The 26452-nt window shown below is 71.0% G+C and carries 22 protein-coding genes and 1 tRNA gene; 13 read left to right on the top strand and 10 right to left on the bottom strand.

Annotation, left to right across the window (positions count from 1 at the left end):
- Nucleotides 1–16: 16 nt before the first annotated feature.
- The 4 genes from PMI01_RS08680 to PMI01_RS08665 all read right to left on the bottom strand — a co-directional run bounded on the left by PMI01_RS08680 (nucleotide 17) and on the right by PMI01_RS08665 (nucleotide 6124).
- Nucleotides 17–1963: an O-antigen ligase family protein gene (locus PMI01_RS08680; protein ID WP_007666899.1), complete on the bottom strand. Its 1947-nt coding sequence runs from the start codon at nucleotides 1961–1963 to the stop codon at nucleotides 17–19.
- A complete protein-coding gene (locus PMI01_RS08675) occupies nucleotides 1953–4169 on the bottom strand; it encodes a GumC family protein (RefSeq protein WP_007666898.1) in 2217 nt (738 codons plus the stop codon). Before PMI01_RS08675 ends, PMI01_RS08680 begins: the two co-directional genes overlap by 11 nt.
- 44 nt (nucleotides 4170–4213) lie before the next feature.
- Nucleotides 4214–5473 (bottom strand): outer membrane beta-barrel protein, encoded by a 1260-nt coding sequence (locus PMI01_RS08670; RefSeq protein WP_007666897.1) that lies wholly within the window; start codon nucleotides 5471–5473, stop codon nucleotides 4214–4216.
- A 96-nt stretch (nucleotides 5474–5569) separates the two neighbouring features.
- Nucleotides 5570–6124 (bottom strand): hypothetical protein, encoded by a 555-nt coding sequence (locus PMI01_RS08665; protein WP_007666896.1) that lies wholly within the window; start codon nucleotides 6122–6124, stop codon nucleotides 5570–5572.
- Between the two features lie 670 nt (nucleotides 6125–6794).
- Between PMI01_RS08665 and PMI01_RS08660 the strand changes: the two genes are divergently transcribed.
- Entirely contained in the window at nucleotides 6795–7412 is a 618-nt protein-coding gene (locus PMI01_RS08660; protein WP_007666895.1) for a hypothetical protein, read from the top strand.
- Between the two features lie 576 nt (nucleotides 7413–7988).
- Here the strand turns inward: PMI01_RS08660 and PMI01_RS08655 are convergent.
- From PMI01_RS08655 to hemC, 5 genes are all read right to left on the bottom strand, one after another.
- A tRNA-Thr gene (locus PMI01_RS08655) sits at nucleotides 7989–8064 on the bottom strand.
- 79 nt (nucleotides 8065–8143) lie between these two features.
- Nucleotides 8144–9691 (bottom strand): heme biosynthesis HemY N-terminal domain-containing protein, encoded by a 1548-nt coding sequence (locus PMI01_RS08650; RefSeq protein WP_007666893.1) that lies wholly within the window; start codon nucleotides 9689–9691, stop codon nucleotides 8144–8146.
- Nucleotides 9688–10608 carry a COG4223 family protein gene (locus PMI01_RS08645; RefSeq protein ID WP_007666892.1) on the bottom strand — a complete coding sequence of 307 codons (921 nt, stop codon included), beginning with the start codon at nucleotides 10606–10608 and terminating at the stop codon, nucleotides 9688–9690. The genes PMI01_RS08650 and PMI01_RS08645 overlap by 4 nt, the downstream gene beginning before the upstream one ends.
- Nucleotides 10609–10651: 43 nt before the next feature.
- On the bottom strand, nucleotides 10652–11359 hold the full coding sequence (locus PMI01_RS08640) for a uroporphyrinogen-III synthase (protein WP_007666887.1): 708 nt from the start codon (nucleotides 11357–11359) through the stop codon (nucleotides 10652–10654).
- A 4-nt stretch (nucleotides 11360–11363) separates the two neighbouring features.
- Entirely contained in the window at nucleotides 11364–12320 is a 957-nt protein-coding gene (gene hemC, locus PMI01_RS08635) for a hydroxymethylbilane synthase (protein ID WP_007666886.1), read from the bottom strand.
- Nucleotides 12321–12391: 71 nt separating this feature from the next.
- On the opposite strand from hemC, the gene tsaD reads away from it, so the two are divergent.
- The 6 genes from tsaD (at nucleotide 12392) to PMI01_RS08605 (ending at nucleotide 16736) form a co-directional block, all read left to right on the top strand.
- Nucleotides 12392–13510 carry a tRNA (adenosine(37)-N6)-threonylcarbamoyltransferase complex transferase subunit TsaD gene (tsaD, locus tag PMI01_RS08630; protein WP_007666885.1) on the top strand — a complete coding sequence of 373 codons (1119 nt, stop codon included), beginning with the start codon at nucleotides 12392–12394 and terminating at the stop codon, nucleotides 13508–13510.
- A complete protein-coding gene (locus tag PMI01_RS08625) occupies nucleotides 13507–14502 on the top strand; it encodes an NAD(P)H-dependent glycerol-3-phosphate dehydrogenase (protein WP_007666884.1) in 996 nt (331 codons plus the stop codon). Before tsaD ends, PMI01_RS08625 begins: the two co-directional genes overlap by 4 nt.
- Before the next feature lie 28 nt (nucleotides 14503–14530).
- Nucleotides 14531–14812 carry a YciI family protein gene (locus PMI01_RS08620; RefSeq protein ID WP_007666883.1) on the top strand — a complete coding sequence of 94 codons (282 nt, stop codon included), beginning with the start codon at nucleotides 14531–14533 and terminating at the stop codon, nucleotides 14810–14812.
- 116 nt (nucleotides 14813–14928) lie between these two features.
- Entirely contained in the window at nucleotides 14929–15297 is a 369-nt protein-coding gene (locus PMI01_RS08615) for a Rieske (2Fe-2S) protein (RefSeq protein WP_007666878.1), read from the top strand.
- Nucleotides 15298–15363: 66 nt separating this feature from the next.
- Nucleotides 15364–15894 carry a type VI secretion system tube protein Hcp gene (locus tag PMI01_RS08610; RefSeq protein ID WP_007666876.1) on the top strand — a complete coding sequence of 177 codons (531 nt, stop codon included), beginning with the start codon at nucleotides 15364–15366 and terminating at the stop codon, nucleotides 15892–15894.
- Between the two features lie 59 nt (nucleotides 15895–15953).
- Nucleotides 15954–16736, top strand: a complete 783-nt coding sequence (locus PMI01_RS08605; protein WP_007666874.1) for a class I SAM-dependent methyltransferase — start codon at nucleotides 15954–15956, stop codon at nucleotides 16734–16736.
- Nucleotides 16737–16786: 50 nt separating this feature from the next.
- Here PMI01_RS08605 and PMI01_RS08600 read toward each other — a convergent pair whose 3' ends face one another.
- A complete protein-coding gene (locus PMI01_RS08600) occupies nucleotides 16787–17536 on the bottom strand; it encodes a creatininase family protein (RefSeq protein WP_007666872.1) in 750 nt (249 codons plus the stop codon).
- A 406-nt stretch (nucleotides 17537–17942) separates the two neighbouring features.
- Here PMI01_RS08600 and acs point away from each other — a divergent pair, with 406 nt between their 5' ends.
- From acs to PMI01_RS08570, 6 genes are all read left to right on the top strand, one after another.
- Nucleotides 17943–19883: an acetate--CoA ligase gene (gene acs / locus PMI01_RS08595; protein WP_007666870.1), complete on the top strand. Its 1941-nt coding sequence runs from the start codon at nucleotides 17943–17945 to the stop codon at nucleotides 19881–19883.
- Nucleotides 19884–19919: 36 nt separating this feature from the next.
- Nucleotides 19920–20519 carry an SRPBCC family protein gene (locus tag PMI01_RS08590; RefSeq protein ID WP_007666868.1) on the top strand — a complete coding sequence of 200 codons (600 nt, stop codon included), beginning with the start codon at nucleotides 19920–19922 and terminating at the stop codon, nucleotides 20517–20519.
- Nucleotides 20516–20950: a thiol-disulfide oxidoreductase DCC family protein gene (locus tag PMI01_RS08585; RefSeq protein ID WP_007666866.1), complete on the top strand. Its 435-nt coding sequence runs from the start codon at nucleotides 20516–20518 to the stop codon at nucleotides 20948–20950. Before PMI01_RS08590 ends, PMI01_RS08585 begins: the two co-directional genes overlap by 4 nt.
- Nucleotides 20947–22602 (top strand): SDR family oxidoreductase, encoded by a 1656-nt coding sequence (locus PMI01_RS08580; RefSeq protein ID WP_007666864.1) that lies wholly within the window; start codon nucleotides 20947–20949, stop codon nucleotides 22600–22602. The genes PMI01_RS08585 and PMI01_RS08580 overlap by 4 nt, the downstream gene beginning before the upstream one ends.
- Nucleotides 22603–22674: 72 nt before the next feature.
- A complete protein-coding gene (locus tag PMI01_RS08575; protein WP_007666862.1) occupies nucleotides 22675–25539 on the top strand; it encodes a M16 family metallopeptidase in 2865 nt (954 codons plus the stop codon).
- Between the two features lie 34 nt (nucleotides 25540–25573).
- Nucleotides 25574–26362 carry an LOG family protein gene (locus PMI01_RS08570; protein ID WP_035035431.1) on the top strand — a complete coding sequence of 263 codons (789 nt, stop codon included), beginning with the start codon at nucleotides 25574–25576 and terminating at the stop codon, nucleotides 26360–26362.
- The last annotated feature ends 90 nt before the right edge of the window (nucleotides 26363–26452 follow it).

The following is a 26452-nucleotide window of genomic DNA, read 5'->3' as shown; positions in this document are numbered from 1 at the left end:
TCCGCGCGGCGGGCCCCTAGCGGACCCGGGACGACATCCGCAGCACGGCGACCTGCAGCGCCAGCCCCACCCGGCCGGCGGGATTGCGGATACCGTTGGCCATGGCCACGAACCGCGCCGGTCGGCCCCGCAACCACTCGGCCTTGAGGTGGTAGACCGTCTGGTCGCGCGCGGCCGGGCTCAGGCGGTCCCAGTGTTCGTAGGCGAAGACCGTCCGCCGGTCGAACAGGCTGCTCTGCAACGGCGCCACCAGGAACGACCGCTCCAGCGCCTCGCTCGACGCCTCGTCATGGCCAAGCTCCGCCTCGATCGCGGCCCGCCGCAGCCACGCCGCGCCGGAGGCCGGCCGCAGCGCCAGCTCCCGCGCGTTGATCCGCTCCAGGCGCGCCAGCGCGGGCAGGCCGGGCCTGGGCGCGGCGAGGCCGGTTTCCACGCTCTGGGCCAGCGCCTCGGCGGGCGCGGTGGGCCAGGCCGACAGGTCGCCGCCCAGCTTCGCCGCGACCAGCGGCGGGCCGGCCAGGAGGGTCGCCAGGACGGTCCCGCCAGCGACGACGCCGATCGGCCATCGCGGCAGGACGCTCCCACCGCGTCGCGCACCGGTCCGCGCCAACGCCATGCCGCCGACCACGCCCAGCACCATCACGCACAACGCCTGGATGGCCGGAACCTGCAGCGCGAAGTCCGTCACCCCGTGCACCAGGAACACCACGGCGGCGCAGACGGCGGCCCGCGCCCAGACCCCGGCGGCGCTGTCGACCAGGCCGCCGCGCAGGATCGGCCAGGCCAGGCTGACGAACAGCGCCAGCATGGCCAGCGACCCGACCACGCCGCCCTCTTCCAGCCATTGGAGATAGAGGTTATGCGCCGCCCGGACATCGTGGAGGACCGACAACGAGGTCCCGGTGACGATCAGCTGGTTGACCGTCGGGAACGCACCCAGACCAAAGCCGCTCCACGGCGTCGACAGGAAGGCCTCCCAGTGGGGGGCGAAGATGTTCGAGCGAACCTCGATGTCACGACCGGTCGCGCTGAAGCGGTCGGCCAGATGGTCGACGCTGCGCAGGGCGACGGCGGCGACCAGCAGGACGGCGGCGACCACGATCAGGCCCGCCCCGCCGCGCAGGCTCTGGCGTTGGGCGAAGACGTTCCAGACCAGCAGCAGACCCAGGCCGATCAGCGAGGCGACGACCCCGGCCCGCGAGGCGGTCATCAGCAGCACGGTGGCCAGCAGGGCCACGACGCCCAGATAGGCCATGGCCTCGGGATCGCCCCGCCGCAGCACGGTCAGGCCGGGATAGCGCCGAAACCGGTTCACCGCGGCGGCCACGGCCAGCAACAGGCCCGCCCCGAAGGTCGTGGCCGCGCTGTTGGGGCTCAGCAGGGTGGCGGTCAGGCGCGCGGCCCGGCGCACGCCGACATGGTCGGCGATGGCCATCGCCGCATAGGCGGCCAGGGCGATCACGGCGGCGCGCAGGAACCAGGCCCCCCGCGCTTCGGAGGCGCCGAGCAGCCGGGCCGAGACGTACAGGGACGCCAGGCCGAACAGCTGCAGGAGATTGAGCAGCAGCGCCGAGCGGTCGACCGTCAGACTGCCCATGCGCCCGGGCAGGTAGTCCCAGACCGGATGGGCGCCGCCCGGCCCCCAGGCGGTCAGGGGCCAGAGCACGGCCGCCGCCAGGAGCGCGAACAGCACCGCCTGAAGGGGCAGGCCGGCCATCTTGCCAAGGTCACGCCGCGCCCAGTCGCACGTCGCCAACAGGCCCAGCAGATAGGCGGCGTAGAGGCCGGAGAACAGGACCGCCGTGACGACCTCGCTGGCCCCGAAGGCCAGGACGGCGGCGAACACCAGGGCCAGCAGGCCCAGCGCGGCGACCTTCTCCGACGCCGCCAGCCTGCGCGCGCGACGACGGGGCGTCCGATCGCCCGCGGCGACCGGGCGCCCCACCGCCGTGTCAGTCGGCATAGTACTTGCGGTAGCTCTTGTAATAGTAGTTGGCGTCGCCGTAGCCGTAGCGGCCCTGGGCCTTCAGATCGACCTGGGTCAGGGCCACGCCGGCCACGAACACGCCCTGGCCCTGCAGCAGCGACAGGGCCGAGGTGATCGCCTTGACCGGGGTCTTCTTCCAGCGCGCCAGCATCACAACCGCATCGGTTGAAGGGGCCAGGATGCGGGTGTCGGCGATCGCCAGCAGGGGAGCGGTGTCGAGCAGCACCAGGTCGAACTTTTGACGCAGCTCGGCCAGCAGGCGGCGCATGGCCACGGAGCCCAGCACGTCGCGCGGCGTATTGGCCGACTTCGCCAGCGGCAGGACCTTGGCCCCGCTGGCGTCGGTGATCAGCGCCTGATCCAGCGTGCAGACGCCGTTCAGCACTTCGAGCAGGCCCACCGTCGGCGGCTCGGCCAGGAACCGGCTGATCGCGCTCTGCCGCAGATCGCAGTCGACGACGACGACATTGGCGCCCGCGGTCGCCAGCGTGCGGGCCAGGGAGAAGGTGGTGGTGGTCTTGCCTTCGCCGGGCAGCGACGAGGTGATCGCGATCACCTTCACCGGCTCGCCGACCTTCGAGAACAGGACGGCGGCCCGCAGCTTGCGGAAGCTCTCGGCGAAGCCCGACAGCGGCTTGGTCAGCAGGTAGTCGGCCGGGCTGACATTGCGGGCCAGCTTGCCGTCGACGGCGGAGCTGAGCAGCGGCACCGAACCCAGATAGGGCAGGCCCAGGCGGTGCTCGACCTCGTCCTCGGTGAACAGGCCGGCCATCAGGATTTCCGCCATCACGACCGCCGCCAGGCCAGCGCCCAGCGCGCCGACCAGACCCACCATCAGGTTCAGCGACGGCTTGGGATAGCTCGGCGAGGTCGGAATCTTGGCCTGCGACACGACCCGGGCGTCAGGCTGTTCGATGCCCTGGCTGGTCGTGGTCTGCTTGAAGCGCGCCAGCAGGGACTCGTAGAGCGTGCGGACGGATTCGGCCTTGCGCTCCAGTTCGGCCAGGCGGATGCCGGCCCGGTTGTTGCCGGCCAGCGTGCCCTTGGAGACCGAAACGCTGCCCGCCATCGAGCCGGTCCGTTGACGCGCCACCTGGGCCTGCGCCTCGAGATTGGAGATGATGCGGCGAATCTCGGCCTGGATCTGGCCGTCCATGTCGGCCAGCTCGCGCTTGGCCTTCAGCAGGTCGGGGTGACGGTCGCCGTAGCGGCCGCTGAGGTCGGCGACCTGGGCGCTTTTTTCGGCGCGCTGCTTGCGCAGCTGCTGGACGACCGGCGAATTGAGGGATTCACCGACATCCTCGCCGTTGCTGCCGCGCGCCAGCTGGCTGCGGGCGATGTTGAGGCGGGCGTCGGTCTCGGCCTGGGCGGCCTTGGCCGAGGCCAGTTGCTGGTTGAGGCCTGAGATCTCCTGCTCGGTCAGGGTGGCGCCCTCGGCGCTGAGCAGGTTGTTGGCGATCTTGTACTGCTGGACTGCGGCCTCCGCCTGCTGCAGCTGATCGCGCAGTTCGACGACCCGGGTGTCCAGCCACTCGTTGGCCTTGGCGGTGGCGTCGAACTTGGCTTCGAGCTGTTCGGTCAGATAGAGGTCAGCGAAGGCGTTGGCCAACTTGGCCGCCTGCGCGGGGTCGGGGTGAGTGTAGTCGACGGCGATCAGGTAGGTCAGGCCGGCCCGATGGACCTTCAATCCGTCGAGCAGATTGTCCACGATCCTCTCACGACGGCGCTGAGCCTCGATCGAGTCGACCGCCGGGGTGGGCGCCACTGACTTCTTGATCCAGGGCAGCCACGACTTCAGCCCCTTGGACTGTTCGAGGTAGGGATTGAAGTAGGGATCCTGGTCGAGTTTCAGCTGGGTGACGACGCGGTTGGCCAGCGAGCGCGAGCGCAGCACCTCGACCTCGGTGTCCATCACCTGGGTGTCGGCCGGCAAGCCCGAGAGCACGGCGCTCATGTCGGTCACCTGCTCGGTGCGGGTGTCGAGCATGACCTGGGCCGTCGCCGTATAGCGCGGCGTCTGCTGCAGGGTAAAAAGCAGGACGGCGACGAAAACGACCAACGCCACCGCCGCGAACAGACGCAGACGGCGGCGGAAGGTGGCGATCAGGACATTGAGATCAAGCGTCATCTCTCCGACGCCGGGCGCCGGAGAGATCGGGGTTTGGTAAGCTGAGCCGTCCATGAAAAACTCTCGATGGGCGCTGGGGAAAGATCCCGGACGCTTTCCTAGAACTGCAGTGCGACGGAAGCCGCGAGCTTGTTGTCAGTGAAGGACGTCCCGTGGTCTCCACCGGAGGAGTTCTGCTTCAGGTAGGTGTACGTCAGGAAAAGCCCGACCCGACGGTTCAGCAGGTAGGCGGCCGAGGCGCCCGCGCCGGTGCGCTTGTCGCTGCGGTCGATCTTCTCGTAGTCATCCTTGCGGTAGTTGGCGTTGGCCGACAGCAGCACGTTGCGCAACAACTCGTGGTCAATGTTGAGCCCGATATTGTTCGAAATGTAGCCTGGCGCGCCTGAAGCGACCGCTTCCTCGATCGTCCGGCCGGCCGTGGTCGTCACGGTGGTCAGGGCGGTCGGGAACCATTCGACGCTGGCTTCGCCGCTGAAGCCGTCGATCTTGCCGTAGAGCGGGTTGTCGTAGGACTGCTTCATGTAGCCGACCGCGACGTCGCCCCGGACCACTTCGGAAAGCTCGAAATTGGCGCCGACCGTGGCGACATAGCCATCGGAGTCGCGACCGGCGATGGCCAGGTCATAGTTCTTGTTGTTGCCCAGCACGGACAGGAACAGGGCCGTGTCCGGGCTCATGGCGTATTCCACCTTGCCGCCGTAGTAGAATTCGTTGCGGTCGCGGGTGTCCTGCTCGACCAGGCCGCCGCTGATGTTGGCGCCGTCGTCGTAGTTGTAGTCGTAGTCCGACAGCTTGCCCGTCAGGCGCAGGCGGTTGAATTCCTTCACGCCGGTCACCTTGCCGGTGACCAGGCTGTATTCGATCGGCTTGACCGCTCCGACCGGCGACTGCGGCGAGGTCCGCGGTTCGGTCAGGGCCTGGTACTGCAGCGAACCGGTGACGTTCGAGCCGCGGACCACGTCCAGGCGGCCGTTGACCGCCACGGTGTATTCCTCGGTGTCTTCGCTGCCGAAGTCGGCATAGCGGTTGATCGAGGCCGACGCGAAGGCGCCCAGGGCGTGCCGCGACCAGTTGGAGCGCACCGCCAGCTCGGGCTTCACGCGCCAGATGGCGTCGGCCTTCTCGTCGGTCTTGGTGGCGTAGATGTTGTCGTTGCGCTCGACGCTCGCGGTCACCCGCGGATACAGCGTGAAGCCGCCCGCCTTGACCCCGATCGCCTCGTAGTCCGGGCGAGGACGCTCACGGACGCTGACATTCCTGTCGCGCTTGAAGTTCGACGCCAGATCCTGGGCCGAAGCCACGTGCGGAGTCGACACGACCAGCAAGGCCGCGATCGCCGCGGAAACCAGATATTTCATTTGGTCTATCCCCACCTTTTGGAGACATGCGTCTCCGCTAGGACCTTCACAAACACAAAGAGGTCGAACGCCCGATCGAAACCGATCGGGACGTAGCTAGCCGCCGCAGTACGCGGCGATCACGCCGGCGCAGGGGTCGAAAGGCGCCGCGGGAGCGGCCGCGCCGCCACCGCCGCCACCCGTCGCGCCTTGCAGGCTGACCAGGACGCTGACCGAAGGCCCGCCGTCCGTCGCGCCCGTCACCGTGGCCGATTGGCCGGTGGCGGCGAGTTGGGCGACGACCGCCGGGTCGTTGGCGACCATCTGGGCGAATTCCGGAGCCACGGCCGCGGCCACCGCGATCGCGACGCCGGCGCTGATGACGCCCGACTTGACCGCCTGGACCAGCGCGGCGGCGATCACCTCGGGCGAGGCGCCGCTGGTGGCGAGCGCCTGGGTGACGGCCGCCTGGATGGCCGCGAGCTTGTCGGCGTTGGAGAGGGCCGAGAAGCCCGCCGTCGAGGCGGCCGCGCGGGCGGCCGAGGAGATGGTGGCCTGCAGCGAGGCGGCGGTCGCGACCGGCGTGGCGCGAGCCCAGACGACGGACTGACCGATCGGTGCAGTGACCATCGCCAGTCCAATGACGATGGCGCTCAGATGACGCGATGACATGGCGAGTTTCCCACTTTGAATTTCACCAGCGGTATAATGCCGCACTCGCGAACACTCCAGCATTATTTACACGCTGTTATGGAAACCACCGTGTGACTCGTAAATTGCACGCGAACACGCCACTTTTCGAGCGATGATGGCCTAAAAACGGCAAATGCGCAGCATAGCGACGCTTCGAGATACGATAATCTTCTTCGGATTTCGCGCGCAGGGGGCATTCCCGCGTGGGGCGACTTCGCACACCTGATCAATTCGATGAGACAATTAAAACATTTGTCCAAGTTCACCGAAGAGCGGACCGCTATCGAAGCGCCCGCCGAAGCCGTCTTAGCACCCGCAGCAAATGCGGCTCGAGACTCGGCCAGATCAGCATTGCGATCAGGACCAGGATGATCAGCGCGGCGAGCTTCACTGACTCCCTCCGAAGACCCACGCCGACTAGCACGGCCTTGTGACGATCGTTCCCTGGCGAGGCGCGAAAATCCGGTTCGTGGCGCGAATTCGTCGAGGGCGCCCATAACCCGGGCGCTCCAGCATCCGCGTGGGGCGGTTCGCCGGCCGATTGCTCCAGGTCCGAAACACCGCGGCCATGGTCTCGCCTCAAGGTGACGCTAGCCAAGAGACACCGTGGTGGCGTGAAGGAGAAGTCGATGCGCCTGCCCGAGCGCCCATGGCCTTGAAGCGCGGCGTACGGCGGTGGCTGGTCATCGGCCTGACATCCCTGGCCCTGCACGCCGTGCTGGGATGGGCGTTGCTGCGAGGGGTCCCGCCGGCCCCGACCCTGGTCGAACCGCCCAGCCTGGTCGTCGACCTCCTGCGGCCCACCCCGCCGCCCGCCGCCAAGCCGCCGCCCCGGTCGCCCAGCCACACGACGCCGGCGCCCCGGCTTCCAGAGCTCCACCGGCCCGCGCTCGCGCCGCCGGCGAATATCCCGCCGATCGCCGCCGCCCCCGGTCAGATCGTCGCGCCGCCGGGCTTCGTCGCGCGCGGAACGCCGACCGGCGGCGGCGACGCCCTGCGCCAGGCCGCCCGCCAGGGCGGCGGCTGCAACCACGCCGACATCCTCAAGCTCAGCAAGGCCGAGCGCGAGGCCTGCGCCGAAGCCTTGGGCGCGAAGAACAAGAACGGGCCGGCCCTCTACGCGGCGATCGATCCGGACAAGAAGGCGGCGTTCGACGGCGACTGCAGGAAGGACGACGACTGGTGCCTCTACCGCACCGGCAAGGGCCCCTATCCGGGCCTGTTCGCCATCGGCAAGAAGAAGAAACGGCCCGGCTGGGATGACTGAAGGCGCGGGGCCCTTGATCGTCCGGGATGACAAGAGCGCCGATCAATCTGCTTACAGCCGAACGGCGATATCGTCGGACAAATCGTTTAATCGCGCAACAAGTGTTGGAGGCTCATATAGGCTGCGGCTTCTGACAGGGAGATCTACGTTGCTGTTCAGAACGGCGTTGGGCGATCAATTCGAGTTGCCCGACGAATGGGTTCGAGAGGCGGGGGCGGAGAATTTCCGCCCACTCAGCAGCTCTTATGCCGCTGCGACACCAGCAGCCGGATGGCCCGACTCGCAATTGGTTCTTATGACCGACCTCAGCCCGCCCAGACGGTCGTCCGGTGTCCGCTTGTTAGATCGGGTTCGGTCGATTGCGATCTTGTCGGCCTTTGTGGAGGGCATCCCCATTCCGCCGCTAGAGGCCTACGCCACACCCGACGAACACTTTGCATACCGTGTTGGTGATGGATGCCACCGGTTCCATCTATCCCTTGCCGTTGGCTTCACCCACGTTCCGGCATCGGTCAAACCGTGGGACCCACGATGGACCGAGTACGCCGGACTTTAACTTTGAATCTCAGGGAAAAGTGGTGCCGCTTACAGGACTCGAACCTGTGACCCCCTCATTACGAATGAGGTGCTCTACCAGCTGAGCTAAAGCGGCGCGCTTTCGTCCCCCAAGAACGCCGGGGTGACGCTGGTTTCCTCCGCCCGGCAAATCACCGCCCGGCGCGAAGAGCGGCCTATTTAGCGGCGCGCGGGCCGCTTGCCAAGCGTCGGCGTGAAGCTGTGTTGCGACGGGGCCCCGGACCGCCCGGTTCGCCGTCCGGTCCGCCGTCCATGACCGCCGTCGGGTCGAACACACCGGGGTCGTCGGGAATGGGCATCAGCGCCCCGCCGGTCTCGGCCGCGCGGACGAAGGGTGTGGATTCCACATAGGCCGAGGGCAGCTCGGGCAGCTCGCTCATCGCCCGCTCGCGGCGCTCGAAGCGCGGGTGGATCAGCTCGCCGGTCTCGGCGTAGCTGACGGCCAGCCGGGCCCAGTCGCCCTGGGCGTAGGCGAAGGCCCGGCCCTCGGGGTCGAGGTCCGACCAGTCGGCCTCCTGCGGCGCGGCCGCGCCCCGGGCGATCCAGGCGCGGGCCTCGTCCGGTTCGCCGTTGGCGTAGGCGACGCGCGACATCAGGCCGGCGGCGCGGGCCGTCAGCTCCTCTTCCGGAAGCAGCCGGGCGGCGGCGCGGGCGGCGACCGGATCACCGCCGATCAGGGCGCTCTCGACCTTGAGCAGGCGACTCTCGCGGGCCTCGGGCTTGAGGTTGGCCAGGGCCGCCAGGCGCGTAGCCCGCAGCTTGGGCGTCTCGTTGGTCTTCAGGTCGCGATAGGCCAGCCACAGGGCCGGGTGGGGCGAAAGTTTCCAGGCCGCCTCGATCAGGCTCCCGGCCTTGGCGGCCTTGCCGTCGGCGGCCAGCAGGCGGGCGGCCATCACCACCCCGGGGGCGAAGTCGGGCTTCAGCCGGGCGGCCTGGGCGGCGAAGTCGAGCGCCTGGGCCAGGGCCTTGGGATCGTCGGACTCCTCCAGGCTGGCGGCCGAGGCGGCCAGCAGGGCGGCCCGGGCCCGTTCGGCGACCAGCGGCGGCACGATCTTGCGGTCCAGGGCGCCCTGGACGAGATCGAGCGCCGCCTTCCAGTCGCCGGCCTCGAGCCGGGCCTCGAGCAGGGCGCGCCAGGCCCAGCGGGCGGTCTTGGCCAGGCCGTAGGCGGTCTCGGCGTGCTTCAGGGCCAGGGCCTTGTCGCCCTCGGCCAGGGCGGTCTGCATCAGGCCGCGCAGGCCGGCCAGGCGCATCTCGGGAAAGCCGAGCATGGCGTTATAGGCCGACCGGGCGGCGACGTGGTCACCGGCCGCCTCGGCGGCCTGGGCGGCCAGCACCCGGATCAGGGCCGGGGCGTCCTGGGCCAGGTCGGCGGCCTTCTGGGCCAGGCGGCGAGCCTCGGAGCCGTCGCCGGCCGCCACCGCGAGAAAGCCGCGCGACAGGGCCTCGACGCCCTGCTTGCGCTTGGCCTCGGCCCGGGCGCGGGCGGCGCGGCGCGGCGCCTCGACCACCCACAGCAGGCCGCGCCACAGGATGGTGGCCAGCAGGGCCGCGAACAGGGTCAGCAGCGCGGCGGCGGCGGCGGTCATCTCGACCCGCCAGCCCATCCAGTCGAGGCTGGCCGCGCCCGGTTCGCCGGTCAGGGCGACCACCGCCACGGCGATGGCGGCCACCAGGAAGAAGACGATCGCCGCGCGGATCATGGCGCCACCGGCGCGGCGGTCGGCGCGGCCACGACGGGGACGTCCGCCGACTGGGCCCGCGCCACCTGCACCAGGCCGGCCAGGGCGTCGGCGCGGATCGCGGCGATGTGGCGGTCGATCTCGACCCGGCGTTCGGCGGCGGCGCGCCAGGGGGCCAGCACGGTCTGGGCGCTGGCGGGCAGCGGCTGGATCTTGACCAGGGCGCCTTCGAGGTCGCCTTCGTTCAGCAGCGTCTGGGCGCCGCCCAGCAAGGCGTCGGGCGTCGAGCCCTGGGTCGCGCCGACCTGGCGGATCGAGACGATGCTGGACAGGGCGTGGCGCAACCGCGCCAGGAAATCGGCGCTGCGGCCGGGGTCGCGGGCGGCGACCGCGGCGCGGCCGGCCAGGGTCTCGAACTCGGCGGCCAGGCCGGCGCGGGTCGGCGCCCCGTCCTGGGCCAGGCGGGTCAGGGCCCGCAGGTCCGGCGACAGCGGCAGGACCCGCTCAAGACCGGCCAACTCTTCGGCGAACGGACGGGCGGTGCGGGCGGCGTCGGCCAGGGTGGCGGCGGCCAGGGCCGCGCCGGCCGCGTCGAGCGCCCGCTGCTGGCCGGTCTCGAGCAGGGCGACGCGGTTTTCCAGGCGGGCGACGTTTTCGGGCGCGACGGTCGGGGCCGATGGCGCGACCGGTCCGCCGAACAACGGGCGATCGCTCAGCGGTTGGACCGGCGTCCCGCCGCTGACCGGTTGCTGGACCGCGACCGGGGCCTTGGCCGCGAACCAGCTGGGGCCGAATCGCGCCAGGGCCGCGCCGGCCGCCACGCAGATCACCCCGAAGGCGATCACCGCCCAGAAGCCGAGGCCCAGGACACGGCGGGGCGCATAGAGCGCCGGATCGCGTGGGGTGGCGATTTCAGCGGGATCGGGAGCAGCGGTCATGGCCCATTCGTGCCCCACGCCGCCGCGCCGCGCAATCGCTCAGCTACGGCGTGAGCAGGCCGAGCAGCGCGGTTTCGTCTGGACGCGGCGCGAACGCCACAGAGCCCAGGGCGCCCGTTCGCTCCGGCGTCGCGAGCGGCGCGGCGACGGCGGCGGACAGGCAGAGGGCTTTCAGGCCCGGCGCGGGGTGCGTTGCGAGCACCTCGGACAATTTCCGCGCGGCCCTCGGCGAGTGCAGCAGCACCGCCTCCAGGTCGCCCAGGGCGGCCAGGGTCGAGGGCGCCGGATCGCGGGCCACGGCCTCGTACAGCGCCGTGCGCCGGGCGCTCAGCCCCGCCGCGATCAGGGGCGACAGCAGGTCGCCGGCCGGCTCCAGGGCGCTGGGGTGGAGGACCGCGCCCTCCAGGCTGGCGGCGTCGCCGACAATCAGGGCGGCCAGGGCCTCGACGTCGCCGTCGGCCGAGGCGACCTGGGCGAAGCCGGCCGCGCGGGCGGCGGCGGCGGTGCGGTCGCCGACCGCGAACACCCGCCGGGCGCGGTCCGGGCAGGTCCGAGCGAACGCGGCGACGCCGTTGACGCTGGTGAAGGCCAGGGCCGCCACGCCCGTCAGGTCGATCCCGGCCCCAAGGTCGCGCACCGCCAGCAGCGGATCGATCAGCGGCGTCAGGCCCAGGGCTTCGAGGCGAGCGGCGGTGGCCTCCGCGCCCGGCGAGGCCCGGGTGACCCAGATCCGCCGCGCGCCGCCGGTCATCGGCCTACTCGGTGAGGATCAGGGCCGGACCGCCCTCGATCCGGACCTGGCCGCCCAGGTCCAGGCCCAGGGCCCGGGCCTGGTCGGTGGCCTCGAGGCCGGAGAGCGTCACCGCGCCCTCGCGGCGGAAGCGGTGGGCCCCGTCCGGGGTCAGGGCCTCGACGATCATCGTCAGGTCCAGCCCGTCCAGCCGGGCATAGGCCCCGACCGCCGTGCGGCACGAGCCTTCCAGGGCGTAGAGCGCGCCGCGCTCGGCGGCGACGGCGAGGGTCGTGGCCTGGCAGCGCACGGCCTGCAGCCAGGGCAGGTCGACGTCCTCGGCCCGGGTCTCGATGACCAGGGCGCCCTGGCCCGGGGCCGGCGGGGCGGCGATCGGATCCAGCCAGCTGCGCGTCAGGTGGCCCAGGCCCAGGCGGTTGAGGCCGGACTGGGCCAGCAGGATGGCGTCGGCCTCGCCCCGTTCCAGCTTGGCCAGGCGGGTGTCGACATTGCCGCGCAGCATGACGATCTCCAGGTCGGGCCGCACGTGCAGGGCCTGGGCCTGGCGACGCAGCGAGGCGGTGCCGAGCCGCGCGCCCTTCGGCAGGTCTTCCAGCCGCTCGCAGACATGGCTGATGAAGGCGTCGCGCGGATCCTCGCGCTCGGGCACGGCGGCCAGCACCAGGCCCGGCGGCAGCACGGCCGGCATGTCCTTCAGCGAATGGATCGCGCAGTCGATGCGGCCATCGAGCAGGGCCTCCTCGATCTCCTTGGTGAACAGGCCCTTGCCGCCGATCTCCATCAGCCGGCGGTCCTGGATGCGGTCGCCGCTGGTGACGATCGGGATCAGCTGGGCGAAGGCGTCGAGGTCGTCGCCAGGACCCGCTCCAAGCGCGGTGGCGATACGGGCCTGCATCAGGCCGGACTGGGCCAGCGACAGCTTGGAGCCGCGCGCGCCGATGCGGATGGGTTGCCGGGACACGGTGGGGGCGTTACCTGCAGAGCGATACGAAGCCTTCGCTGCTACAGGAGCGGCGGGAACCCCGCAACATAATGACAACCCTTACGAACTCGGGCCCGATCAAACCGAGCCTCACCATCCTCGGGCTGGAAACCAGCTGCGACGAGACCGCCGCGTCCGTCGTGCGCCGGGGCGAGGACGGCCGGGTCGAGGTGCTGTCGTCGATCGTCGGCACCCAGTTCGAGCAGCACGCCCCGTTCGGCGGGGTGGTGCCGGAGATCGCCGCCCGCGCCCATGTCGAGGCGATCGACGGCGTGGTCGCCGAGGCGATGCGGGCGGCGGGGATCGATTTCGAGGCCCTGGACGGCGTCGCCGCCACCGCCGGGCCCGGCCTGGTCGGCGGGGTGATGGTCGGGCTGGCGTTCGGCAAGGCCGTGGCCCTGGCCCGCGACCTGCCGCTGGTGGCGGTCAACCACCTGGAGGGCCACGCGGTCTCGGCCCGGCTGGGGGCGGACATTCCCTATCCCTTCCTGCTGCTGCTGGTCTCCGGTGGCCACTGCCAGCTGCTGGAGGTGGCCGGGGTCGGGGCCTGCACCCGCCTGGGCACCACCATCGACGACGCGGCCGGCGAGGCGTTCGACAAGATCGCCAAGAGCCTGGGCCTGCCCTATCCCGGCGGCCCGGCCCTGGAGACGCTGGCGGCGTCGGGCGACCCGACGAAATTCGACCTGCCCCGCGCCCTGCTGGGCCGCAAGGACTGCGACTTCTCGTTCTCCGGCCTGAAGACCGCCGCCGCGCGGCTGGCCGAGAAGGTCACCGGCGAGCAGGAACGCGCCGACCTGGCCGCCGCCGTGCAGTTCGCCATCGCCCGCCAGCTGTCGGAGCGCACCGACCGGGCGATGAAGCTCTACGCCGCCAGCCATCCGGGCCAGCCCCTGCGCTTCGTGGTGGCCGGCGGGGTGGCGGCCAATGGCGCGGTCAAGGCGGCGTTGCGCCGGAACTGCGACGACAACGGCTTTTCCTTCGACGCCCCGCCCCTGGCCTATTGCACCGACAACGCCGCGATGATCGCCCTGGCCGGAGCCGAGCGGCTGGCGGCGGGCGTCTCCGACGACCTGGACGCCGTGGCGCGTCCGCGCTGGCCCCTCGACGAGGCGGCGGCCTTATCCAATCCGAGCAACAGTTTCGGCCGCAAGGGAGCCAAGGCATGACGTTCAAGCACGCGGGCGTCATCGGCGCGGGCGCCTGGGGCACGGCCCTGGCCCAGGTCTGCGCCCGGGCGGGGCTGCGGGTCACCCTGCAGGCGCGCGAGCCGGAAGTGGTCGAGGCGATCAACGCCCGCCACGAGAACAGCGTGTTCCTGGCCGGGATCGCCCTGGAGCCGGCGATCAGCGCCACCCACGACCTGGCCGACCTGGCCGCCTGCGACCTGATCCTGGCCGTGGCTCCGGCCCAGCACCTGCGCTCGGCGCTCGCGGCCTTCGCCCCGCACCACCTGGACGGCGCGCCGATCGTGCTGTGCGCCAAGGGCATCGAGCAGGGCTCGCTGAAGCTGATGGCCCAGGTGCTGGCGGAGACCATCCCCGCCGCCCCCGTGGCCGTGCTGGCCGGGCCCAGCTTCGCCAGCGAGGTGGCCCGCGGCCTGCCCGCCGCCGTCACCGTGGCCTGCCACGACGAGGTCCTGGGCCGGGCCATCGCCGAGGCCATCGCCACCCCGACCTTCCGCCCCTACCTGGCCGACGACACCATCGGGGCCGAGGCCGGCGGGGCGATGAAGAACGTCCTGGCCATCGCCTGCGGCGTCGTCGAGGGCCGCGAGCTGGGCCGCAACGCCCACGCCGCCCTGATCACCCGCGGTTTCGCCGAAATCACCCGCATGGCCGTGGCCCTGGGCGGCGACGCCGAGACGGTGGCCGGCCTCTGCGGCCTGGGCGACCTGGTGCTGACCTGCTCCAGCCCGCAGTCGCGCAACATGAGCGTCGGCCTGGCCCTGGGCGGCGGCCAGACCCTGGAACAGGCCCTGGCCGGCAAGGTCTCGGTGGCCGAGGGCGTGACCTCGGCCCCGGCCGTCCGCGCCCTGGCCGCCAAGCTGGGCGTCGAGACCCCGATCTGCGACGCGGTGGCCGCCATCCTGGCCGGCGAGGTGGCGGTCGACGCGGCCATCTTCGGCCTGCTGGCCCGCCCGATCCGCGTCGAAAGCTGACCTTCCCCTGGACCAAGGAACGATCCGCATGCCCCTCTACGCCATCATCTGCAAGGACAAGCCCGGCGCGCTCGAAACCCGCCTGGCCACCCGCCCGACCCACCTGGACTATCTGAACAACAGTCCGAACCTGAAGCTGGCCGGCGCCCTGCTGGACGACGCGGGCGCGCCGATCGGCTCGATCATCGTGGTCGAGGCCGACGACAAGGCCGCCGCCCAGGCCCAGGCCGACAACGACCCCTTCACCGCCGCCGGCGTGTTCGAGAGCGTCGAGGTCCATTTCTGGCGGCTGGCGATCGGCAGCCTCTGATCCAACCCACCTAGGTTCGTCATCCCCCGCTTTATGCGGGGGACCCAAGCTGACCTGACCGACACGGCTTGGGTCCCCCGAACAAGTCGGGGGATGACGACCATGATAGACTGAGAATGTCCCGCACCGACCCCGACAATCCCGCCCGCCCCATGCCGGGAACCGTGCTCTGCCCGCTGGACGAGATCGCCTCGCCCGGCGCGCGTGGCTTCCGCTTTCGCGTGGACGCGGCGGTGTTCGCCGGTTTCGTGGTGCGGCGGGGCGAGGTCCTGGTCGGCTATGTCGACAGCTGCCCGCACGCCGGCTGGCCGCTGGCCGGGCCCAGCGGCCGGTTCCTGACCCGCGACAACGACCTGATCCTGTGCGGCGGCCACGCGGCCCTGTTCCGCATCGAGGACGGCGTCAGCGTCGCTGGCCCCTGCGAGAACATGACCCTGACGCCCTGGCCGGTGCGGCTCGTGGACGGCGCGGTCGTCACCGGCTGAGAGAACATCGGTCGCCAAGCGCCGTGGCCAAGGTTAGGGTCCCCTCGACCAGACGGGGGGCGCGACATGGATCTGTTTCTGCTGCAACCGGGCGATCCCGACATCCTGTATGGCGGCGACCCCATGCAGATCGACGGGCTGCCCCCCAAGGACGACATCTTCGATCCCAGCCTGTGCGTGCCGCTGATCTCCTTCGGCCAGACCCTGAAGCAGCCGGTGACGAGCGACGCCGCGGCGCGCATCGCAGGGACGCCGACCGCCGACTTCACCCTGGTCAAGCCGGTGGATTCGCTGTCGGTGCGGCTCTACGAGTTCTGCATGCAGGCCAGGCCCCTGGGAGCGGGCCAGATGCGCCCGACCTATCTGCACATGCTGCGCGACCTGGACGGACCGGCTCCGTTGGTGATGACCGTCTCCCTGCGCGACGCGCTGATCAGCGGGATCCAACTGCAGTCGCGACCCGACGGCCCGACCACGGAGCTGATCACGCTGAACGTCACCGAAGTGCTCTGGCTCTATCGGCTTCAAGACCACGGCGCCCTGCGCACCGGCTGGAGCGTGGCTCAGAACAAGCCGCTCATCAGTTTCACCACCTGACCGTTCATTAACGCCTTGGCGCTAGGGTTTCCCCCGACTGAAACGGGGAAACCGACGCCATGGCCGACGGGTCCAATCCGAATTTCGACGCCGAACTGACCGACGCCGACGACGCGCGCGGCCTGGGCGACAAGCTGCGCTCGTTCGCCAAGGTCAATCCGCGCTTTGCGCCGGACCTGGCCCGCACCATGCTGGCCCCGCGCGACCACACGGTGGTCGACGCCTTCAACGCCCACAGCGAGACGGTGGGCTACGAGTTCACCTCGGGCTGGGCGTCCAACAACATCCCGTTCGTCACCCCGCTGTTGCGCGACTTCGCCGGCAAGCGCGGCGGCGAGCCGATCCGCTACATGGAGATCGGGGCCTATGAGGGCCGCAACCTGGCGTTCATGGACTGGCTGATGCCGGACCGCCTGGACGTCACGGTGATCGACCCCTGGTTCGACGAGGCCCTGAACCCGGAAGAGAAGTACCACGCCGTCGAGCCGCGCTTTCACCGCAACATGGCCAAGACCTCGTTCCGCTCGATGACCGCCCGCAAGGGGTTCTCGACCTACGAGCTGCCGAGGATGCTGGCGGCCGGCGAGCAGTTCGACCTGATCTATGTCGATGGCAGCCACACGGCCCTGGCCGTGCTGATCGACCTGTGCTTCTGCGCCAGCCTGCTGAGCGTCGGCGGCATGATGGTGCTGGACGACTACTGGCACGACATCAGCGAGATCGGCGGCCCGGGCGTGAAACAGGCGGTGGACCAGTTCCACGGCGCGTTCGGCCGCTATTTCGAGATCACCGCGGTGTACCGCCAGGTGGTGCTGACCAAGACCGCCGAGATCCCGCGGTAGGTCACGATCGGGGACAGGCGCAGGCGCCTCCCCATCCGCGCCTCCCGACGCTAGACCCGCGGCTCCGCCGAGAACTCGGCCAGGTCGTCGATCAGCGACTTGGCCGCCAGCGCCACCAGCGCCCCGCCCTTCTCCGGCGTCGCCTGGGCCGGGTCGGAACCCATGCGGCCGTCGGCGTAGCGGGCGCGGAAGTCCAGCGCCTCGCGGATCGGTCCGGTGGGCGCGATCCTCGGTTCGTAGGCGGCGGTCTTGATGCTGGCCGGATAGCCCCACTGGGTCACCGCGATCTCCGACGGGGTGGCGTGGCTGCCGTGGCCGAGCGGGAACTGCTGGCTGGCCAGCGACAGCACACCCTTCAGGTCCCACCAGTTCTTGAGCTTCAGGGCGAAGGGCGCCCGCTCCTTGCGGAAGCTGTACTCGGCGTAGATTTCGGAGAAGGCCGCCTCGATCGAGGCGACATTGCCGCCGTGGCCGTTGAGGAAATAGATCTTCTCGAAGCCGTGGGCCCCCAGCGACCGCACCCAGTCGCCGATCGCGGCGATGAAGGTCGAGGGCCGCAGGAAGATGGTGCCCGGAAAGGCCAGGTGGTGCTGGGCCATGCCGACATTGAAGGTCGGGGCCACCAGCACGGTCGCCGACAGCTTGCTGGCCTCGTGCGAGATGATCTCCGGGCACAGCCAGTCGGTGCCCAGCAGGCCGGTCGGCCCGTGCTGCTCGTTGGAGCCGATCGGCACCACCACCGTCTTGGAGTCCTCCAGAAAGGCTTCGATCTCGGGCCAGGTCGAAAGGGCGAGCAGCATGGCTGGAAACTCCGCGAGAAATCCGGGGCGGCGCGCGACAGGCCCCGCGCCTACAATTTGGGCACGGCTTTACGCCTATCCAACGGTGAAGCCGACCCTATTTAGCGCCGCGCAACCGCCCAATGAGGGTCTCGGACAGGGCCAGCAGGTCGTCCTGGGCGGAGGGGTCGGCGACGTTGGACGGCAGGACCACGCCCAGCCGGTCTTCGGGATAGAGGTCGCAAAAGCTGCTGAACCCGTAGGCGCCGCCCGCCCGCCGGGGTCTGGCCGATGATCCAGAAGCCGACCTAGAGCTTGCGATCCAGCGTGGCCACCGTGGAAGTCCGCAGATTCCCCAATGGTCTTCTTGCGCCCCGCCCCCCGCCGCGCATAACTCCCGCGCAACAAGGCCAAGGGAGTAGACGGCGTGAGCGACGGTCAGGTTTTTCCGGTTCCCGACGACTGGGCGGGCAAGGCGCATATCGACGCGGCCGGCTATGAGGCGGCGGTGGCGCGGGTCGAGGCCGACCCCGAGGGCTATTGGCGCGACCTGGCCGCCCGGCTGGACTGGATCACCGCGCCGACCCAGATCAAGGACGTCTCGTTCGCCAAGGACGACTTCCGCATCCGCTGGTACGCCGACGGGGTGCTGAACGCCTCGGTCAACTGCCTGGACCGCCACCTGCCGCACCGCGCCGACGACGTGGCCCTGATCTTCGAGGGCGACGAGCCGGGCGTCTCGCACACCGTGACCTATGGCCAGCTGCACGCCCAGGTCTGCAAGATGGCCAATGTGCTGAAGGACCTGGGCGCCAGGAAGGGCGACCGGATCACCATCTACCTGCCGATGATCCCGCTGGCGGCGGTGGCCATGCTGGCCTGCGCCCGCATCGGGGCCGTGCACTCGGTGGTGTTCGGCGGCTTCTCACCGGACTCGATCGCCGGCCGCATCCAGGACTGCGAGAGCCGCCTGGTGATCACCGCCGACCAGGGCTGTCGCGGCGGCAAGCGCGTGCCGCTGAAGGCCAATGTCGACAAGGCTCTGGAACAGTGCCCGCAGGTCGACAAGGTGCTGATGGTCCGCTGGACCGGGGCGCAGGTCGGCCTGGTCGCCGGCCGCGACGTGGTCTGGAACGACGTCCAGGCCGCCGCCAGCGCCGACTGCCCGCCCGAGCCGATGAGCGCCGAGGATCCGCTGTTCATCCTCTACACCTCCGGCTCGACGGGTAAGCCCAAGGGCGTGCTGCACACCACCGGCGGCTACCTGGCCTGGGCCAGCTGGACCCACGAGGCGGTGTTCGACTACCGGCCCGGTGAAGTGTTCTGGTGCACGGCCGACGTCGGCTGGGTGACCGGCCACAGCTACGTGGTCTACGGCCCGCTGGCCAATGGCGGGACCAGCCTGATGTTCGAGGGCGTGCCCAACTATCCCACCCCGGCCCGGTTCTGGGAGGTGGTCGACAAGCACAAGGTCGAGATCTTCTACACCGCCCCCACCGCCCTGCGGGCCCTGATGCGCGAAGGCGACGACTGGGTGACCAAGAACGACCTGTCCTCGCTGCGGCTGCTGGGCAGCGTCGGCGAGCCGATCAATCCCGAGGCCTGGCTGTGGTACCACCGGGTGGTCGGCAAGGACCGCCTGCCGATCGTCGACACCTGGTGGCAGACCGAGACCGGCGGCGTCCTGGTCTCGCCCCTGCCCGGCGCCACGGCCCTGAAGCCCGGCTCGGCCACCAAGCCGCTGCCCGGCGTCAAGCTGCAGCTGGTCGACGCCGAGGGCCGGGTGCTGGAGGGCGCCACCGAGGGCAACCTGGTGATCACCGACAGCTGGCCGGGCCAGATGCGCACGGTCTACGGCGACCACGGCCGGTTCTTCGAGACCTATTTCAGCGCCTATCCGGGCAAGTACTTCACCGGCGACGGCTGCCGCCGCGACGAGGACGGTTATTACTGGATCACCGGCCGGGTCGATGACGTGATCAACGTCTCGGGCCACCGCCTGGGCACCGCCGAGATCGAGAGCGCCCTGGTGGCCCACGCCGCCGTCGCCGAGGCGGCCGTGGTCGGCTACCCGCACGACATCAAGGGCCAGGGCGTCTACGCCTACGTCACGCTCAAGGCGGGGGTCGCCTCGACCGACCAGCTGCGCAAGGACCTGATCCTCTGGGTGCGCCAGGAGATCGGGCCGTTCGCCGCGCCCGACGTCCTGCAGTGGGCCCCCGGCCTGCCCAAGACCCGCTCGGGCAAGATCATGCGCCGCATCCTGCGCAAGATCGCCGAGAACGAACTGGGCTCGCTCGGCGACACCTCGACCCTGGCCGATCCCAGCGTGGTCGACGACCTGGTGAAAAATCGCGCCAACGCTTGATGCGCATGGAGATGAAAACCGGCTAGGCTTCACCCCATGCCCAAGCTCGGTCTCGTCGTTGCGTTGGTGGTGCTGGCGGCCTCCGGGTTCGCCTCCGCCACGACGGCCGACACGCCGAACCCCGACTGGCTGCGCCGGGTCGAGAGCGGCGACGTCGCCCTGAAAGCCCGTCCCGATCCGGGCGGGCGCGGCGGATCGGTGCGGGCGATGATCGACATCGCCGCCCCGCCCGACGTCGTCTGGCGCACCATCCTCGACTGCGAGCGGGCGGCGCGGATGACCCCCAGCGTCAAGCGCTGCACGGTGCTGTCGCGCGACCCCTCCGGCCGCGGCGAGCTGCGCGAGCACGTGGTCAAGTGGGGCTTCCTGTTTCCGGCCTTCCGTTCGGTGTCGCGCCTGGAGCTGGACCCGCAGCGACGGATCGCCTTCCGCTGCGTGGACGGCGACATCAACGACTGCGAGGGCCAGTGGCTGCTGGAGCCCCTGGACTATGGCAAGGCCACCCGCGTGACCTACGAGAACCGCGCCCAGGCGCCCTACGGCATGCCGTCCGGCCTGACGGTGATCGCCATGCGCCGCGACGTTCCCGCCGCCCTGCGGGCCCTGCGCCGCGAGAGCGTGGCGGCGGCGCGATGAGCGGCCCGTCCGACCCGGGGCCGGAGCCGCTGTGGCTGTTCGACGGGGTGTGCAACCTGTGCTCCGGCTCGGTGCGGGCGGTGCTGGCCATGGATCGCAGGGGCCTGATCCGCTTCACCCCGATCCAGTCGGTCTATGGTCGCCAGCTGGCCGTGGCCCACGGGATCGACCCGGACCAGCCGACCAGCTTCCTGTTCCTCGACGACGGCCGCGCCCTGGCCAAGAGCGCCGCCGTCCTGGCCCTGCTGCGCCGGCTGGGTCCGCCGTGGTCGTGGCTGGCGGTGATCGGCGCCCTGCCGGAGGCCTGGCGCGACGCCGGCTACGATTGGCTGGCCGCCAACCGCTACCGGCTGCTGGGCAAGCGCAAGACCTGCATGCTGCCGACCCCGGCCCAAAGGGCCCGCTTCATCCTCGAGCCGCCGCCCGAATGAAGGACACCCGCAAACGTATCGTCCTGGTCGGGGCCAGCGGGGTCTTCGGCCAAAGACTGGCGGCGATGATCGCCCGCTGGCCCGACGTCGTGCTGGTGCTGGCGGCGCGGAACACGCCGCCGCTGGAGGCCCTGGCCGCGAGCCTGGCCAAGACCAGGCCGGCGGCGAAGATCGAGGTCGCCCGCCTCGACCGGCTCGCCCCCAAGCGCCTGGCGGCGCTGGCGCCCTGGGCGGTGGTCGACGCCGCCGGGCCGTTCCAGGGCCAGGACCACGCCTTCCCCCACGCCGTGCTCAAGGCCGGCGCCCACTATGTCGACCTGGCCGACGCCCGCGACTTCGTCGGCGGGTTCGAGGCGGCGCTGGACGGCCAGGCCCGGGCGGCCGGCCGCTGGGCGATCACCGGCGCCAGCTCGACCCCGGCCCTCAGCCACGCCGCGCTCGACGCCATGACCCACGGTTGGAGCCAGATCGACCGGGTCGAGGCGGCGATCTCGCCCGGCGCCCGGGCCCCGCGCGGCCTGTCGGTGGTCCGCGCCCTGCTGGCCTGGGCCGGCGGGCCGGTGCGGCTGTTCACCGAAGGACACTGGACCACCCTGCCCGGCTGGAGCCGGCCGCGTCGCACGCCGTTCCCGGGCCTCGGCCTTCGCTGGACCAGCCTGGCCGAGACCCCCGACCTCGACCTGCTGCCCGCCCGCTTCCACGCCCGTCGCGAGGCGACCTTCCGGGCCGGGCTGGAGCTGCCGGTCCTGCACCTGGGCCTCTGGGCGCTGAGCGTCCTGCGCCGGACCCGGCTGGTCCGGTCGCTGGAGCCCCTGGCCGTCGTGCTGGGCGAGGCGGCGGGGCTGGTCGCGCCGCTGGGTTCGGATCGCGGCGGCATGGTGGTGTCGGCCGAGGGCCTGGACGCCGACGGGGCGCGACGCCTGGCCCGCTGGAGCCTGTGCGCCGAGGCCGGCGCCGGTCCGAACACCCCGGCCGCCCCGGCGGCGGCGATCCTGCGGGCCCTGCTCGACGGTCGGCTCGCGGCCCCGCCCCGCGCCACGCCCTGCGTCGGCCTGCTGCCCCTCGACGCCGTTCTCGATCCGCTGCGCGACCTGCCGATCCGCACCCAACTGGAAAGCCAGCGTCCCGACGCCGCCGGCCTGTTCCCGCGGCTGCTGGGCGACGCCTGGGCGGCCTTGCCGCCCGCCGTCCGCCACGCCCATGCCGGGACCCAGGTCGTCACCCTGACCGGCCAGGCCCGGGGCCGCGGCGCGCCCGGCCTGGCCGCCCTGGTCCGCCGGCTGCAGGGCATGCCGCCGGCCGGGGTCCACGCCACCACGGTGACCATCGCGCCCGACGGCGCGGGCGAGCGCTGGACCCGCCGGTTCGGAGCCCGGACCTTCGGCTCGGTGATCACCCCGGCCAGGGACGATCCCTGGGCGTTCGAGGAAACCGTCGCGCCCCTGACCTTCCGCTTCACCGCCGCGCCCTATCCCGGCGGCTTCTCGTGGACCTTCGCGGGGTGGCGGCTGGGCCCGATCCCCCTGCCCCGCGCCTGGGCGCCGCGAACGCGAGCCCGGACCTTCGCCCGAAATGGCGTCTACCGCTTCCGCGTGCTGGTCACCCACCCCTGGCTGGGGGTGATCTTCGGCTATGCCGGCCGGCTTTCATGACAACACGGTAAGCTTGGCGCCCCGGACGCCGGTGATAGGGTCGCGCCCTCAAGCTTTCGGAGCGCCGCCCTCATGATCCGTCCCGCCGCCAAGGCCGCCCTCGTGGCGCTGGCCCTCTCGACCACCGCCCTGTCGCCGCTGCTGGTCGCGGGTGGAGCCCATGCCCGGGCCGCCAGCCCGGCGCCGGCCGCCGGCGTGGCCGTGCCGCCGATCGTCTACAAGGAACGCACGCTGGCCAACGGCATGAAGGTGTTCACCTCGCGCGACGCCAGCACCCCCAACGTCACGGTGCAGGTCTGGTACGGCGTCGGCAGCAAGGACGACCCCGAGGGCCGCTCGGGCTTCGCGCACCTGTTCGAACACCTGATGTTCAAGTCGACGCGCAACATGCCCAACGAGTTCTTCGACCGTCTGACCGAGGACGTCGGCGGCTTCAACAACGCCTCCACCTACGACGATTTCACCAACTATTACGAGGTGGTGCCGGCCAACCACTTGCAGCGCCTGCTGTGGGCCGAGGCCGAGCGCCTGGGCTCGCTGGTCATCGACGACGCGGTGTTCAAGTCCGAGCGCGACGTGGTCAAGGAAGAGCTGCGCCAGCGGGTGCTGGCCAATCCCTATGGCCGGTTCTTCAACCTCTACATCACCCAGGCCTCGTTCGCCCAGCACCCCTACAAGCGCCCCGGCATCGGCTCGATCGAGGAACTGGACGCCGCCACCGTCGACGACGTGCGCGCCTTCCACGCCGCCTATTACCGCCCCGACAACGCCGCCCTGATCGTGGTCGGCAACTATGACGAAACCCAGCTGAACGCCTGGATCGACCAGTATTTCGCGGGTCTGAAGACCCCGGCCGGGGCGATCAAGCCGGTGACGGTGGTCGAGCCGCCGCGCGCCGGTCCCAGGACCGTCACCACCTATGGCCCCAACGTGCCGCTGCCGGGCGTGGCCATGACCTGGCTGGCCCCGGCCGCCGCCGATCCCGACGCCCCGGCCCTGTCGGTGCTGGACGCCATCCTCTCGGCCGGCAAGTCGTCGCGGCTGTACAACAGCCTCGTCTATGACCAGCAGATCGCCCAGTCGATCTTCTCCTCGACCAGCACCAACGCCCAGCCGGGGATTTTCTACGTCGGCGCGATCATGGCCGGCGGCAAGACCGTGGAACAGGGCGAGGCTTCGCTGAGCGCCCAGGTCGCCCGCCTGCGCGACGCCCCGCCGACGCCCGCCGAACTGGCCGAGGCCAAGGCCGGCCTGCTGGCCGACGCCGTGCGCGGCCGCGAGACCATCGACGGCCGGGCCTTCGCCATCGGCTACGCCCTGCGCACCGAGGGCGACGCCGCCCGCGCCAACACCGACCTGGCGGCCCTGCAGGCGGTGACCGCCGCCGACGTCCAGCGCGTGGCCAGGAAGTACCTGGTCGACGACCGTCGCGTGGTGGTCCGCTACCTGCCGGAATCGGCCAGGCCGGCCGGCGCCAAGGACCCGTTCGAGGCCCCCAAGGCGGTGGCGTCGGTCAGCTATGACGGTCCGGTCACCACCCTGGCCCCCGAGGCCGGTCGCGTCGCCCCGCCGGCCCCGGGCCAGCCGGTGTCGCCGGTGCTGCCTTCGCCGGTCGAGAAGACCCTGGCCAACGGTCTGCGGGTGATCGTCGCCAAGTCCAGCGACCTGCCGCTGGTCACCGCCGACCTGACCGTCAAGGGCGGGGCCGGCGCCGATCCGGCCGGCCTGGCCGGGGTCTCCAGCCTGACCGCCGAACTGCTGACCGAAGGCACCAAGACCCGCACCGCCACCCAGGTGGCCGCCGCCACCGAGGCCCTGGGCGCCAATCTGGAGGCCGGTTCGGGCTGGGAGTCCTCGTCCCTGACCCTCAGCGTGATCGCCGACAAGGCCGCCGCCGGGCTGTCGATCATGGCCGACGTCGCCCAGAACCCGACCTTCAAGGCCGAGGAACTGGAGCGGGTGAAGACCGAGGCCCTGGACGCCCTGTCGGTCAGCCTGCAGCGGCCGGGCGCCGTGGCCGGCTTCGCCGTGCCGACCGTGATCTATGCCGGCTCGGGCTATGGCCACGTCGCCAGCGGCACGCCGGGCTCGTTGCCCAAGATCACCCGCGACGCCCTGGTCAAGACCCACGACGCCTACTGGCGGCCCGACAACGCCATCCTGGTGCTGACCGGCGACCTGACCCCCGACCAGGGCTTCGCCCTGGCGGAGAAGGCGTTCGGCGGCTGGAAGAAACCGGCCGGCGCCGCCCCGGCCCCGATCAAGGGTCCGACCGGCTACGCGCCGCGCAATGTGGTCATCGACCTGCCGGGCACCGGCCAAGCCGCCGTGGTGGTGGCCAAGCCGGCGATCCTGCGGGCCGACCCGCGCTACTATGCCGGGCTGGTGGCCAACGGCGTGCTGGGCGGCGGCTATTCCTCGCGGCTGAACCAGGAGATCCGCATCAAGCGCGGCCTGTCCTACGGCGCCAATTCCAGCCTGACGCCGCGCGCCGCGATCGGCGGCTTCACGGCCAACGTCCAGACCAAGAACGAGTCGGCCGCCCAGGTGGTGACCCTGATCCGCGAAGAGCTGGCCCGGCTGGGCGACGCCCCGGCCTCGGCCGGCGAGCTGGCGGCCCGCAAGTCGGTGCTGGTCGGCGGCTATGGCCGCGAGCTGGGCACTTCCGAGGGCCTGGCCGACATCCTCGGCGGCCTGGCGGTCTACGGCGTGCCGCTGAACGAGATCCAGGCCTATACCGGCAAGGTCGAAGCGGTGACCGCCGCCGACGTCCAGACCTTCTCCAGGACCGTGCTCGACCCGGCCCAGGCCAGCGTCATCGTGGTCGGCGACGCCAAGACCTTCGGCGACACGGTGAAGGCCGTGCTGCCGGGCGCCGAGACCATCGCGATCGACCAGCTGGACCTCGACAGCCCGACCCTGAAGAAGGGCAAGTAGCATGACCGACGACCGCCAGGGCGATCCCTCCAGCATGGAGGAAAGGCGTGCGGCGCAGCTGGCGTCGCCCTCCTATCGCCTGGCGGCCCTGGACCAGGACTTCCTGCTCGGCGAATCGATGCGCGGGGTGCGGTTCCTGCTGGAGTTCGCCAAGGCCGACGAGGCGCTGCGGGCCTGGGGCGTGCGCTCGACCGTCGTGGTGTTCGGCAGCGCCCGGGTGCGGGAGGACGGACCCGGGCGCCAGGCCCACTGGTACGCCGAGGCCCGGCGCTTCGGGCGCATCGCCTCCGAACGCGGCGGGGCGCTGAACGGCCACGACGGCGTGCGCGACAACGTCATCGCCACCGGCGGCGGCCCGGGGGTGATGGAGGCGGCCAACCGCGGGGCCTGGGACGCCGGCGCGCCGTCCGTCGGCTTCAACATCACCCTGCCGCACGAGCAGCAGCCCAACCCCTACGCCACCCCGGACCTGTCGTTCCGCTTCCACTATTTCGCCATGCGCAAGATGCACCTGGCGATGCGGGCCAACGCCCTGGTGGTGTTCCCCGGGGGCTTTGGCACCTTCGACGAGCTGTTCGAGATCCTGACCCTGCGCCAGACCGACAAGGCCCCGCGCATCCCCATCGTGCTGTTCGACGAGGCCTATTGGCGATCGGTGGTGAACTTCGAGGCCCTGGCCGAGCACGGCATGATCAACCCCGTCGACCTGGAGCTGTTCCGGTTCGCCGAGAGCGCCGAGACCGTGTGGTCCAGCCTGCTGGCCTGCGGGTTGAAGCCGGGCGAGACCATCGAATTGAGGGACGAGCAGGTTCCGGAGGAATAGAGGCCCTCCCCCTGTGGGGGAGGTGTCAGCGAAGCTGACGGTGGGGGGAGTGATACGACCTCCGCGGGCAGGATCAACGATCCCAACACT

Source organism: Caulobacter sp. AP07 (assembly GCF_000281955.1).
In the GTDB taxonomy this organism is placed as follows: Bacteria; Pseudomonadota; Alphaproteobacteria; order Caulobacterales; family Caulobacteraceae; genus Caulobacter.
The sequence above is the reverse complement of the archived record's forward strand: the minus strand, read 5'-3'. Positions and strand labels throughout refer to the sequence as shown.